Source organism: Stenotrophomonas sp. 22DLJC03, assembly GCF_056861405.1.
In genome coordinates this window covers 86,442-99,233 of sequence record NZ_JBSPUG010000007.1, presented here as the reverse complement: position 1 = coordinate 99,233, position 12,792 = coordinate 86,442, and the positions used below count along the sequence as shown (strand labels likewise).

Annotated in this window: 9 protein-coding genes; all 9 read right to left on the bottom strand. The window is 66.5% G+C overall.

The window, feature by feature from the left end; genetic code table 11:
- Nucleotides 1-52: 52 nt before the first annotated feature.
- Nucleotides 53-1,126 carry a protein-glutamate methylesterase/protein-glutamine glutaminase gene (locus AC13GA_RS19105; RefSeq protein ID WP_197617249.1) on the bottom strand — a complete coding sequence of 358 codons (1,074 nt, stop codon included), beginning with the start codon at nucleotides 1,124-1,126 and terminating at the stop codon, nucleotides 53-55.
- Complete coding sequence (cheD, locus tag AC13GA_RS19100; protein ID WP_008264676.1) at nucleotides 1,123-1,719, bottom strand: chemoreceptor glutamine deamidase CheD; 597 nt, start codon at nucleotides 1,717-1,719, stop codon at nucleotides 1,123-1,125. Before cheD ends, AC13GA_RS19105 begins: the two co-directional genes overlap by 4 nt.
- The gene (locus tag AC13GA_RS19095; RefSeq protein ID WP_337302504.1) at nucleotides 1,716-2,585 is read right to left on the bottom strand and encodes a CheR family methyltransferase; all 870 of its coding nucleotides are present in this window, start codon (nucleotides 2,583-2,585) and stop codon (nucleotides 1,716-1,718) included. Before AC13GA_RS19095 ends, cheD begins: the two co-directional genes overlap by 4 nt.
- Before the next feature lie 37 nt (nucleotides 2,586-2,622).
- Complete coding sequence (locus AC13GA_RS19090) at nucleotides 2,623-4,890, bottom strand: methyl-accepting chemotaxis protein (RefSeq protein WP_428709111.1); 2,268 nt, start codon at nucleotides 4,888-4,890, stop codon at nucleotides 2,623-2,625.
- 744 nt (nucleotides 4,891-5,634) lie between these two features.
- Nucleotides 5,635-8,016 (bottom strand): methyl-accepting chemotaxis protein, encoded by a 2,382-nt coding sequence (locus tag AC13GA_RS19085; RefSeq protein WP_136639676.1) that lies wholly within the window; start codon nucleotides 8,014-8,016, stop codon nucleotides 5,635-5,637.
- Between the two features lie 101 nt (nucleotides 8,017-8,117).
- A complete protein-coding gene (locus AC13GA_RS19080; RefSeq protein WP_135273515.1) occupies nucleotides 8,118-8,501 on the bottom strand; it encodes a hypothetical protein in 384 nt (127 codons plus the stop codon).
- 136 nt (nucleotides 8,502-8,637) lie between these two features.
- The gene (locus AC13GA_RS19075; RefSeq protein ID WP_136639677.1) at nucleotides 8,638-9,129 is read right to left on the bottom strand and encodes a chemotaxis protein CheW; all 492 of its coding nucleotides are present in this window, start codon (nucleotides 9,127-9,129) and stop codon (nucleotides 8,638-8,640) included.
- Between the two features lie 204 nt (nucleotides 9,130-9,333).
- Nucleotides 9,334-10,107, bottom strand: coding sequence for a flagellar brake protein (locus tag AC13GA_RS19070; protein ID WP_295379979.1), 774 nt, complete (start codon nucleotides 10,105-10,107; stop codon nucleotides 9,334-9,336).
- A 157-nt stretch (nucleotides 10,108-10,264) separates the two neighbouring features.
- The gene (locus AC13GA_RS19065; protein ID WP_482998761.1) at nucleotides 10,265-12,502 is read right to left on the bottom strand and encodes a methyl-accepting chemotaxis protein; all 2,238 of its coding nucleotides are present in this window, start codon (nucleotides 12,500-12,502) and stop codon (nucleotides 10,265-10,267) included.
- Nucleotides 12,503-12,792 lie beyond the last annotated feature (290 nt).

Genomic DNA, 12,792 nt, shown 5'->3' with positions numbered 1-12,792 from the left:
ACGCATGGCGTGGATCTACTGCGCGCGCGAGCCCTTGAGCCGGGGCGCGCAATCAGCCGCGGGCGAGGGCGAGAAGCCGCTCGGCAATCCGTTCCAGCGGCACCTGTTCCTCGGCGGCGCCCAGCTTGAACGCTGCACCGGGCATGCCCCAGACCACACTGGTGGCCTCGTCCTGCACCAGCGTCGGTGCGCCGGCCTGGCGCATTTCCAGCAGGCCGCGTGCACCGTCATCGCCCATGCCAGTGAGAATGGCACCGATGGCGTTGCCGCCGGCGTTCTGCGCGACCGAGCGGAACAGCACGTCCACCGCGGGCTTGTGCCGGTTAACCGCAGGGCCGTCGTCGACGCGGCAGCGCCAGCGTGCACCGTCGCGGATGATCCGCAGGTGCTTGCCGCCGGGCGGAAGGTAGGCGTGGCCGGGCAGCACCGCTTCGCCGTCGCTGGCCTCGCGCACGGCCATGGCCGAGTGGCGGTCCAGGCGTTCGGCGAAGGCGCTGCTGAAGCTGGCCGGCAGGTGCTGGGTCATCACCACGGCCGGGCCATCGGCGGGCATTCCTTCCAACACCACGCGCAGGGCTTCGGTGCCACCGGCTGACGAGCCGATCGCGATCAGGCGGTCGGTGGTACGGAACTGCGGCGCGGCGGGGCGCATCGCAGGCGCGGCTTCCAGCAGGAGCTTCGGTGCGGCAGCGCGCACCAGCGGACGCACCCGCGAGCGCGCCGCCATCTTGACCTTGGCGATGATCTCGTCGGCGTAGGCCTGCAGGCCGCGCGCAACGTCCAGCTTCGGCTTGGAGACGAAATCCACCGCACCCAGTGCCAGCGCCTGCAGTGTGGTGTCGGCGCCGCGTTCGGTCAGCGAGGAGATCATCACTACCGGTAGCGGGTGCAGGCGCATCAGGTTTTCCAGGAACGCGAGCCCGTCCATGCGCGGCATTTCCACGTCCAGGGTGATCACGTCCGGGGCCAGGCGCTTGATCTTCTCGCGCGCCAGCAGCGGGTCGGCGGCGGTGCCGACCACGTCGATGGACGGATCGCTGGACAGTATCTCGGTGAGCATCTGGCGCACGACGGCAGAGTCGTCGACGATCAGGACCCGGCAGGGGGCGTTGCCGGTCAGGGTCATTCGAACAGCTCCACGCCGCCGGTGACCGGGGCCTTGGACAGGCGTGCACGCACGGCCGATTCGGTCGCGGCCACTTCGGCTTCATGGGCATGCGGCAGACGCTGCACCACCACGCGGCCGGTATCGGCGAAGAACCAGATCTTGCGCGGATGGATGCCGCACAGGTCCTCGGCGATGATCGGAATGTGCTCGGCCTGCAGGTACTGGCGCACGAACTCGGCGTTGCGGGTGCCGACCGGGTTGCTGGTGAAACCCTTCAGTACGTTGGCACCACCGAACACCTTGGCCTCGATGCGCTTGCGGTGCGCGCCGCGCTTTAGCATGTCGTTGATCAGCAGTTCCATCGCGTAACTGCCGTAGCGCGCGGGCGCGCCGTCGCCGGCATTGCCCTCGGGCAGCAGGAAATGGTTCATGCCGCCGATCTTCAGCACCGGGTCGCGCAGGCAGGCGGCCACGCAGGAGCCGAGCGTAGTGGTCAGCGCGGTGGTGTCGTCGACCACCAGATACTGGGTCGGCAGCAGCTTGGCTGCAATGGTCTTGAAGCGCGCGTCCTGGTAACGCATCACATCGTCGGTACGCAGCGATGCGTTCATGCGCCTGCCTTTGCCGCACGGCGGTACAGGGTGCGTCCGCAAGGCTGGATCAGGTCGGCGGCGTGCAGGTAGTTCTCCGAGTGCCCGGTGTAGAGCAGGCCATCGTCGGACAGGTGCTGCACCAGCCGGCCCAGGATCGCGCGCTGGGTCGGCTTGTCGAAGTAGATCATCACGTTGCGGCAGAACAGCGCATCGAACGGGCCACCGACGTCGTAGCGCGGCGCGAGCAGGTTCAGCGGACGGAACTCGATCAGATCGCGCAGCGCCGGCAGCACCCGGCATTGGCCCTCGTTGGGGCCGCTGCCGCGCTGGAAGTAGCGGCGGCGCAGGTCCGGATCTAGGCTGCTGACGCGATCGATGTTGTAGACGCCACGGCCGGCGGTGGCCAGTACCTGGGTATCGACATCGGTAGCGACGATGCGCACCGGCGGCTTCAGCGTACCGAAGGCCTCGCAGGCGGTAATCGCCATCGAGTAGGGTTCTTCGCCGGTGGAGGCGGCGCAGGACCACAGCAGCAGCGGCGCACGGCTGGCGCGCTGCTGCAGTTCTTCGCGCAGCTTGTCGAAGTGGTGCGGCTCACGGAAGAATGAAGTCAGGTTGGTGGTCAGGGCGTTGGTGAACGCTTGCCACTCATCGCCGTCCTCCTGTTCCAGGTGGTCCAGGTACTGCTGGAAGCTGCGCATGCCCAGCGTGCGCAGGCGGCGCGACAGACGGCCATAGACCATGTCGCGCTTGGCCGGGGCGAGGGCGATGCCCACGCGCTGGTAGATCAGGTCGCAGACGCGGCGGAAATCACGGTCGGCGAACTCGAATTCGCGCGGGCCGGTGACGATGGGAGTAGGACTTTGCACGGGGGACGTGTCCATCGGCAGAGGCAGCGGCCGAAGCCGCCGCGGGTGGGTCTCAGAATTCCTGCCAGTCGCTGTCGCTGGCGACGAAGGTGCTGGCGTTGCTGCTGCGACGCAGTGGTGCCGGTGCGGGCTGCGGACGCGGCGCGACCGCTGCAGTGGTGGCTGGCTCGATGCGGGCGGCCACGGCCTTCACTGCGGCCGAGACCTGGTTGTCGAGGCGGAAGATCGCAACTGCATCGGCCAGCTGCGCGGCCTGGTCTTCCATCGCGCGCGCGGCAGCGGTGGCTTCTTCCACCAGCGCAGCGTTCTGCTGGGTGGTTTCGTCCATCTGCACCACGGTCTGGTTGACCTGCTCGATGCCGGCCGACTGCTCCTGCGACGCTGCGGAGATCTCGGCCATGATGTCGGTCACGCGCTGCACCGAAGCGACGATCTCGCCCATGGTGCTGCCGGCCTGGTGCACCAGGCTGGAGCCTTCGGCGACCTTGCCGACAGAATCATCGATCAGGCCCTTGATCTCCTTGGCGGCAGCGGCCGAGCGCTGGGCGAGGGTGCGCACTTCGCTGGCGACCACGGCGAAGCCGCGGCCCTGTTCACCGGCACGCGCAGCCTCCACCGCGGCGTTCAAGGCCAGGATGTTGGTCTGGAAGGCGATGCCGTCGATGACGCTGATGATCTCGGCGATCTTCTTCGAGGAGGCTTCGATGGCCGACATGGTGTTGACCACCTGGCCGACCACGCTGCCACCCTGCGAGGCTACACCCTGCGCGCCGATGGCGAGCTGGTTGGCCTGGCGGGCATGCTCGGCGTTCTGGCGCACGGTGGAGGTCAGCTCTTCCATCGAGGCCGCGGTTTCTTCCAGGTTGGCGGCCTGCTGCTCGGTACGGCGCGACAGGTCGCTGTTGCCCGACGCGATCTCGCCAGCGGCGAGGGTGATGCTGGACGTGCTGGCCTGGATCTGGCCGACGATCTGGGTCAGCTGGGTGACGGTGGTGTTGGCGTCGTCACGCATGCGCGCGAACACGCCCTGGTAATCACCATGCATACGCGCGGTCAGGTCGCCTTCGGCGATGGCCGACAGCAGCTGCGAGAGCTTGCCGAGGTTGTCATCGCTGACCGCCATCATCGCGTTGAGGTTTTCCAGCATCAGGCGGAAATCGTGATCGAAGCGCTGCGCGTCGCCACGACGGCTGAAGTCGCCTGCGGCAGCGGCACTGGCCAGTTGCTTGATCTCGGCGTTGATGCGGCCGAGGTTGGCCTTGACCGTGTCGACGGTGGTGGTCATCGCGGCCTTCTCGCCGGGGTAGCGCGCGATGTCGCGGCTCAGATCGCCCACAGCGTACTGCTGCACCACCTCCAGTACATCGTGCAGGGTCTGCACATGGCCGCCGACCAGGGCGTTGGTTTCCTGCACCATCAGCCCGTACTCGCCGGGGAAGGCGCTTGCATCGATGCGGTAGCTCAGCTCGCCACCATCGTGGCGCCGGGCCATTTCGCGCTGGCCGCCGATCACCGCGTGCAGCTGCTGCTGCATGCCGGCCATCGCTTCCAGCAGGCGGCCGGTTTCATCATGCGGCTGCGGGCCGATATGGCTGTCGAGCTTGCCGGCGGCGATGCCTTCGGCGACGGCGGTGGCCTGCTTCAACGGCACGGCGATGCGGTTGCCGATGACCCAGCTCAGGGCCAGCACGATCAGCACCAGCACGCCGCCGGAGAGGGCCATGATGGCGGTGAACACCAGCGCCTGCTTCTGTACGTCATCCATGTAGACGCCGCTGCTGATCACCCAGTTCCAGGGTGCGAACAGGCTGGCGTAGGCCACCTTCTCGACGTCACCCTTGCTGCCCGGCTTGGCCCAGCGGTAGTTGACGAAGCCGCCGCCGGCCTTGGCCGCCTCGACCTGGTCGTAGTAGATGCGCACGCCGTCGTCGGTGCGGAAGTCCTTCATGTCCTTGCCGACCAGGTCCTTGCGGAACGGGTGCATCAGCAGGCGATAGCCGGTGTCGTAGACGTTGTAGTAATAGGTGTCGTTCTCGGCGCGCATCACTTCCAGCGCCTGCAGGGCGGCGGCCTTGGCAGCTTCCTCGCTGAGCTCGCCGGTACCGGCTAGGCGATGGTAGTGCTGGAGGATGCCGTCGCTCAGTTCGACCTGGGTCTTCAGCGCAGTCTTGCGGGTCTCGGTCAGGTCCAGGTACTGCATGCGGGCGGCGATCACCGACAGCGCGATCACGCCGAGCGCGATGAGCAGCGTCAGCAGGTTGAGCTTGCGCCGGACGGAGAGGTTGCTGAAGTAGTGTTGCCAGCGATGCAGGAGATTCATCGAGCAGGACCAGGTTGAAGCAGGCGGGCGGCGCCGAGCCGGTCGCGACGTGATACGCCGTGACAACCCCGTTATCGGCCGCGGGGGCGGGGGATTGAGGTGCAGTGTCCGAACGTATTCAGGTTTCCTTGCAGCGGCGGCTGCGGCGCTGCCTGCGGCAGGCTGGTTTTGAAGCAACAGCAACAGCAACAGCAACGGCAACGGCAGGTCATGGCGAGGGGTTGCTACGGGTTGGCCGGGTCGGGGTGGGCGGGCAGGACATGCCGTGAACCCATCCATGGGGGCTCGATGGCGCCATCCATGGCGCCAACTGTCCTGCCTGCCCACCCCGACCCGGCCCGCCAGGGCTTCACTTCGGCGGACGGCAAGAGCGTTGGGTTTCCAAGTGGAAAGAGGGGGCAGATCCGTTTTCCGCAGGAAAACGGATCTGACCCCGGACGCGACCTGGCTTTTGCTTTTTGCTCTTTTCTTTTCAATCCGGGGTGGACGCGCACGGAAAGTGTCCCTGGCCGGGAGGGTGGGTTGCGCAGGGGCGTAAGCGCCATGGATGGCGCGCCCGAGCCTACAAGGACGTATTCACGGCGTCCCCTGCGCAACCCATCCTCCCGGCCCAAACGAAGGAAATCCGCCGCTCTCCGCGACCACCCCGAGGGGCTCCGCCGTTGGCTGATATCCAGATACCCCGTAAACGAAAACGCCCCAGCACAGGGCCAGGGCGTTCTCGTGCGTCAGGTCAGGCGGGCATCAGAATTCCTGCCAGTCTCCATCAGCCAGTTCGGTGGCCATCGGGCGGCCGCCTGCAGTGCGTCGGGCCGGTGGGGCGACCGCAGCCGGTGCGACCGGTGCGGCGGCACGTGGTGCCGGCGCTGCAACTGCCTTGCGCGGAGCGGCCACGACCTCGGCTTCGTCGACCACGAAGATCGACACGGCCTCGCTGAGGTGCCCAGCCTGTTCTTCCATCGCACGTGCGGCGGCGGTGGCTTCTTCCACCAGCGCGGCGTTCTGCTGGGTGGTCTCGTCCATCTGCACCACGGTCTGGTTGACCTGCTCGATGCCGGCCGACTGCTCCTGCGAGGCGGCGGAGATCTCGGCCATGATGTCGGTCACGCGCTGCACCGAGGCGACGATCTCGCCCATGGTCGCGCCGGCCTTGTGCACCAGCGCCGAGCCGTCGTTGACCTTGCCGACAGAGTCGTCGATCAGGCCCTTGATCTCCTTTGCGGCAGCGGCCGAGCGCTGGGCGAGGGTACGCACCTCGCTGGCGACCACGGCGAAGCCGCGACCCTGTTCGCCGGCACGTGCGGCTTCCACAGCGGCATTCAGTGCCAGGATGTTGGTCTGGAAGGCGATGCCGTCGATCACCGAGATGATCTCCGAAATCTTCTTCGACGAGGCCTGGATGGCCGACATCGTGGTGACCACCTGGCCGACCACGTCGCCGCCCTGCGAGGCCACGCCATGTGCGCCGATGGCCAGCTGGTTGGCCTGGCGTGCATGCTCGGCGTTCTGGCGAACGGTCGAGGTCAGCTCCTCCATCGAGGCAGCGGTTTCTTCCAGGTTAGCGGCCTGCTGCTCGGTGCGGCGCGACAGATCGCTGTTGCCCGAGGCGATTTCGCCGGCGGCCGAGCTGATCGCACGGCTGGACTGCTTGATGCGGGTGACGATCTCGCTCAGCTGCGCGGCGGTGGCGTTGGCATCATCGCGCATGCGGGCGAATACGCCCTGGTAATCGCCGTGCATGCGCACGGTCAGATCACCCTGCGACAGCGCGGCGAGCAGGCCGGAGATCTGTTCGATGCTGCCGGCATTGGCGTCGAGCAGGCCGTTGATCTGCTGGGCCAGCTGCAGGAAGAAGCCTTCCTTGTCGTTGGCGTCGATGCGGCCGGACAGGTCGCCGGCCGCAGCCTGGGCAATCACGCGCGCCACTTCGGCTTCGACCTGCGCTTCCTGGGTGCGGTCGCGCCACTCCACTACGTAGCCAACGGTATCGCCGCCTTCGTTGCGGATGGTCGACACCACCTGGGCGAACTGGGCGTCGCCGTACTGCATCGGACGACGGGCAACGCCGTGCGCCTTCAGGTTGCCCAGCAGGGTCTGATCCATCTCGCCACGGTGCTCGAGCACGGTGACCGGCTTGCCGACCAGCGAGGCCTGCGCATCGAAGTCCGGCAGGTCGCGGCGGACCTCGTCCTGGTACTGGGTCAGGGTCTGCTGCAGGGCGCGATTGCTGTAGACGATGGTGTTGCTGGTGTCGGTCAGGTACACGCCGGTCGAGCTGTAGTCCAGCGCGGTGCGGATGCGCAGGTTCTCGCGGGCGATGGCCTGGTCGGTTTCGGTGCGCTCGCGCAGGTCGCGCTGCATGCGCTGCATGGCCTGCATCAGCTCGCCGACTTCGTCCTTGCGGCTGACATCGATATGGCCATCAAGCTTGCCTCCGGCCACATCGTTGGCAACCGAGACGGCGCCACGCACGCTGCCGACCAGGGCGCGGGCGAACAGCCAGACCAGCACCAGGCCAAGCGCAGCACCGCCCAGCAGGGCGATCACGGTCAGCACGGCCGAGGCGGCGTAGGTGGATTCGGCCTCATCGCGCGATGCGCGGGCGAGGCGGTTGTCTTCGGCAATCAATGCTTCCAGTGCAGCGCCGGCCTTGCGGTGCTTGGCGCGGGTCTCACCGACGAAGGTATCGATCGCATCGTCGGGCAGGTCCAGCTCCAGCATCTCGGTGACGCTGTCATAGGAGGTCAGTGCCTCCTTCCATTCCTTGGCGAAGGTATCGAACAGCTTCTTCTGCTGCGGGTTGTCGACCAGCGCCGGATAGCCCTTGATCGACTTGTCCATGCTTTCGCGCAGTTCAGTGGACTGCTTGCGGGCATCTGCCTTGACGTCGTCGCTTGCGCGGATCAGCTGCTGGTAGGCGGCGTTGCGGTACTCGCCGAGCATGCCGCGCATCTCGCCGGCCATGCGGATGCTCTCCATGCGCGAACCGGCCAGCTCGGTGGTGACGTTGTTCAGCGAGTGCAGGCCACGGTAGGCGACGATGCCCTGCAGCAGCATCACCAGCAGGAGAACGCCGAAGGTCAGCATCAGCTTCGGCATCAGTTTCAGGTTGTTGATCCACGGCATGGGCGTTGCGATCTCCTAAGGCAGACGCGTCCGGGCATCGGGCCCGGTTGCAGCAGAAACCACGCCGGCACCAGGTCCGGCGTGGTTCGACGAACGGCGGATTACTTGATGTTGGCCAGCTTCAGGCTTGCCGGCGAGCTGACTTCGATTTCAGCACGCGAGGCATCGCGCTGGATCTTGCCGATCACGCACACGGTCTTGCCTTCCAGGGTTTCCAGCGGGAAGGAGAACTTGCCGCGGTTCTCGCCGGCGATGCGCGCCGAGAAGGTGTGGCGCGGGAATGCGCCGCCCATGTACAGGAAGGTCGGCTGGCCTTCGGAACCTTCTGCGTAGCGGGCCTTTTCGACCTTGCCACAGACCATGCCGTCCTTGCCGACCGAACGCGGTGCCATTTCCGGCGGGATCATGTCGGCCGACTGGGCGAAAGCGGAGGCGGCAGTGGTGGCCAGGACAGCGGCCGAAACGAACGCAAGCAGGGACTTCATCGAGGTGTATCTCCGGGGATGGTGATGGTCGTTCCGGTCCTGCGCGCTCCTGCGCGGCCGGCTTCTGTCCCCCTATCGGCACTGCCGCGGGGAACTGAAGGGCTTTGTGACCAGAACGTGAAGCAGGTCCGCTGGTTCAGGCGGCGGCGTCTTCGACCAGGCTGGCCTGGCCCATGTCGGCACTGTCGAGAAGGGTCTCGATGTCCAGTAGGATCAACATGCGGTCATCCTGGGTGCCGATGCCGGAAATGAAGCGGGTATCGACGGCAGCGCCGAATTCCGGGGTCGGGCGGATCTGCTCGGCAGACAGCGGGATCACGTCGGAGACGCTGTCCACGACGATGCCGACCACACGGTCTTCGACGTTCAGCACGATCATCACGGTGAAGGCGTCGTAGCGGGCATTGTCCAGGCGCAGCTTCAGGCGCAGGTCGATGACCGGCACGATGGTGCCGCGCAGGTTGATCACGCCCTTGATGTAGTCCGGTGCATCCGGTACGCGGGTGACCGCGTCGTAGCCGCGGATTTCCTGCACCTTGAGGATGTCCACGCCGTAGTGCTCGGCACCGAGGGTGAAGCTGAGGAATTCGCCACCGGCGCTGGCGGTGGTGCTGGTCTTGTCGTTCATCGAGGGGTCCTGGTTCTGCCGGAAGTCCCGGTGTCAGGCTCGATATCGGCCCCTCGGTGGGGGACTTTAGGTGTGGCGCCCGGGGCATCTACACATGGCGTGGATCTACCGGTAAGCGGTAGTGCCGGCCGCTGGCCGGGAACCTGGCAACAACGCGGATACGGCCATTGCCGGCCAGCGGCCGGCACTATCGGTCGGACGGCCTCAGAGCTCGCCGTTGCGGCGCGCCTTGCGCTGGCGGTCAATGCGGAAGATGTAGCGCTGGATGGCGCTGTCGCCGCCACGCGGCAGGCCGTCGAAACGCATGCCCACGCGCTTGACCTCGATGCCGTTGGGCTGGCGCTGTGGCAGCAGGTTGCAGACCACCAGTTCGATCTCCAGGTCCGGGCCGTCCGGCAGTGAGAGCAGGGCCGGGTAGCGCTTCTGCAGGCTGAATACCGCGCAGTCGGTGGGCACGACCACGGCCAGGCCGCCGCCACTGATATCAACCACCCGCATTGACAGTGTACCGCTGCGGTCTTCTCCGCAGGGCAGCTGCAGCTGCGGAGAGTCGGTGACCGGGGTTTCCAGCCGGTACAGTTCGCGCCGTTGCAGGTGTACCAGCTCGTCCGGCAGCGGGGCGCGAAATGCCACGTGGCCGTCATTGTCCACGCGCTGCAGTGCCTGCAGCCGGAAGCGCACCAGCACGCGTTCAAGCTGGGCGAAGCACAGAAGGTGGTCGGCCTGCTCGGCGGCGCGGTTGGACGCTTCCTGCGGACTGCCATCGAGCAGCAGGGTGTCCTCGTCTTCATCGAGCTCAAGCAGCGCAGTCGGGAACGATCGGTCGCGGCCGTCGATATGCGCATTGATCAGTGATCGCTGGTCGATCAGCGATCGCAGCAACTGCCGCAGCTGGCGCGGGTTGCGGACCAGGAAACGTTCGTCAGCGGCATCGGCCGCGTGGACATCGTGCACTGCAGTGTCGTTGCCGTCGGACATGGAATCTACGGTCAAGGGCGGGCGCCAGCACGCGTTGGCGCGTGGCTCGATGGGGATATCGGCCACTGTGCAGGATTATGAAGTGAGAATTGCATCACTTTCCACGTGCGAGGGGTCGGATCCCTTTCCCTCAGGAAAGGGATCCGACCCCGTTACCTCAGAACTCCTGCCAGTCGCCCTCGGCGGCCAGTGCCGGCTGTGCCGCCGACGCACGCAATGCGCGCTTGGCAGCCGGCGCAGCGGTCGCCACCTGGCGCGGAACCGGTGCCGTGGCCAGGCGCACCGCCGAAGCCGTCGAACCTTGCGAGGCCAAGCGGAAGCGGGCAACCGCTTCGCCCAGCTGCACGGCCTGGTCTTCCATCGCGCGTGCTGCGGCGGTGGCTTCCTCTACCAGTGCGGCGTTCTGCTGGGTGGTTTCGTCCATCTGCACCACGGTCTGGTTGACCTGTTCGATGCCGGCGCTCTGTTCCTGCGAGGCAGCGGAGATCTCGGCCATGATGTCGGTCACGCGCTGCACCGAGGCGACGATCTCGCCCATGGTGCTGCCGGCCTGGTGGACCAGGCTGGAGCCTTCGGCGACCTTGCCGACCGAGTCATCGATCAGGCCCTTGATTTCCTTCGCGGCGGCGGCGGAGCGCTGGGCGAGGGTGCGCACCTCGCTGGCGACCACGGCGAAGCCACGGCCCTGTTCACCAGCGCGTGCGGCTTCCACCGCGGCGTTCAGCGCCAGGATGTTGGTCTGGAACGAAATGCCGTCGATGACCGAGATGATCTCGGCGATCTTCTTCGAGGAGGCTTCAATGGCCGACATGGTGGTCACCACCTGGCCGACCACGTCGCCGCCCTGCGAGGCCACGCCGTGCGCACCGATCGCCAGCTGGTTGGCCTGGCGGGCATGCTCGGCGTTCTGGCGAACGGTCGAGGTCAGCTCCTCCATCGAGGCGGCGGTTTCTTCCAGATTGGCTGCCTGCTGTTCGGTGCGGCGCGACAGGTCGCTGTTGCCCGAGGCGATCTCGCCGGCGGCGAGGGTGATGCTGGAGGCACTGGCCTGGATCTGGCCGACGATCTGGGTCAGCTGCGCGACGGTGGTGTTGGCGTCGTCACGCATGCGTGCGAACACACCATTGAACTGCCCATCCATGCGTGCGGTCAGGTCGCCGGCAGCGATCGATTGCAGCAGCTGCGACAACTGGCCCAGATTGCCGTCGGCCACCTGCATCATGGTGTTCAGCTGCTCGATCATGACCTTGAAGTCATGCTGGAAGCGCTGGGCATCGCCGCGCTGGCTGAAATCGCCGGCTGCTGCAGCGGCGGCCAGCTGCTGGATCTGGGTGTTGATCGCGAGCAGGCTGGCCTTGGCGGCATCCATCGACTCGTGCAGGATCGCGCGGCTGCCCGGCAGGCGGCGTGCGTCCGGTGCAAGATTGCCGATCGCGTACTGGTTGAGCACGTCGATGGCATCGCGGATCGCATCCAGGTGTTCGAAGATCACCGTGTTGATGCCGCCGGCCAGCTGGCCATACACGCCCGGGAAGTCCTCCGGGATGCGGTGGCTGATATCCGGGCCAGCATGCATCTGCGCCATCAGCTGGGTCTGTTCGGAGAAGCGGCGCAGCATCGCGGTCATCTCGGCCGTGGCGGCCAGCATCTTGCCTGCTTCGTCCTTGCTGGTGGCCTGGGTGCTGACACTGAGATCACCACGGGCGACGGCCTGGATCGCGTGCACGGCCTTGCCCAGCGGACCTGTGACAGCGCGCGAGATGACCATGGCCAGCGCGGCGGCCACCAGCGACAGCAGCACGATGCAGCCGATGATGGCGATCATGCTGGTGTGGTGGGTGGCATTGGCATCGGCGATCTTGGCATCCATCAGGCCGGCGATGTGGGTGCCGAGGGTCTTCATCGCAGCGAACAGGTCACGGCGTGCCGGCCGCGACTGTTCGTCGGAGATCTGCCGCGCCAAAGCGCCATCGCCAGCGGCGACCGCTTCGCGCATGGCCTTGTTGGCGGCGAAGTAGCGGTCCAGCTGCACGTTGGCCGCGCCATACAGCTCGCGCTCCTTGGCCAGTGCAGGCAGTGCCGAGTAGGCGGCCAGTTCGTCGTGCACGGCCTTGGCGGTGTCGTCCATGCGCTTGTAGTAGTCGGCCACCTTGTCCGGCTGGTCGAGCATGCTGAGCAGCGCCAGCTCGTAGGTGCGGAATTCGCCCAGTTGCGAGCGTGCCTCGCCGAGGTGCTGCACCGAGGGAATATCGTTGCTGGCCATCTCGCCCAGTTGCTTGTTGGCCTCGTTGAGCCGCAGCAGCGCGAATGCACCGAGGACGAGGGTCATCAAGGTGGTGAGGGTGAACCCCACGGCCAGCTTGCGGGCGATGGGCAGATCTTGGAACCACTTCATGCAGGGTGCTCCAGGTGGGCAGGATGCCGGCGTCGTTGCGTCGGCTGGGGGTGGTTGCAGAGAGAACGGTGGTGCCCGGTGGGGGTTCGGTGACGGCCGTCAAAGCGAGATAGCGGCGTGCTGCGGGCGGACTTTATGGACGCAGATCACATTCGGTTGCGTAGGGATGACGGCGCGAAAGTGCTGCGGCGGCGCGGCTTGCGCTTCGGTGGCGTGGTTGCGAACGAAACCAGTGCGGCGACGGAGTTCACGGAATGGGTTCGGGGGCGGATTGGGGTCAGATCCCTTTT

Bases quoted from the DNA above. Each gene is read 5' to 3' on its own strand.
- AC13GA_RS19105 (WP_197617249.1), bottom strand. From the start codon at position 1,126: ATGACCCTGACCGGCAACGCCCCCTGCCGGGTCCTGATCGTCGACGAC.
- cheD (WP_008264676.1), bottom strand. From the start codon at position 1,719: ATGAACGCATCGCTGCGTACCGACGATGTGATGCGTTACCAGGACGCG.
- AC13GA_RS19095 (WP_337302504.1), bottom strand. From the start codon at position 2,585: ATGGACACGTCCCCCGTGCAAAGTCCTACTCCCATCGTCACCGGCCCG.
- AC13GA_RS19090 (WP_428709111.1), bottom strand. From the start codon at position 4,890: ATGAATCTCCTGCATCGCTGGCAACACTACTTCAGCAACCTCTCCGTC.
- AC13GA_RS19085 (WP_136639676.1), bottom strand. From the start codon at position 8,016: ATGCCGTGGATCAACAACCTGAAACTGATGCCGAAGCTGATGCTGACC.
- AC13GA_RS19080 (WP_135273515.1), bottom strand. From the start codon at position 8,501: ATGAAGTCCCTGCTTGCGTTCGTTTCGGCCGCTGTCCTGGCCACCACT.
- AC13GA_RS19075 (WP_136639677.1), bottom strand. From the start codon at position 9,129: ATGAACGACAAGACCAGCACCACCGCCAGCGCCGGTGGCGAATTCCTC.
- AC13GA_RS19070 (WP_295379979.1), bottom strand. From the start codon at position 10,107: ATGTCCGACGGCAACGACACTGCAGTGCACGATGTCCACGCGGCCGAT.
- AC13GA_RS19065 (WP_482998761.1), bottom strand. From the start codon at position 12,502: ATGAAGTGGTTCCAAGATCTGCCCATCGCCCGCAAGCTGGCCGTGGGG.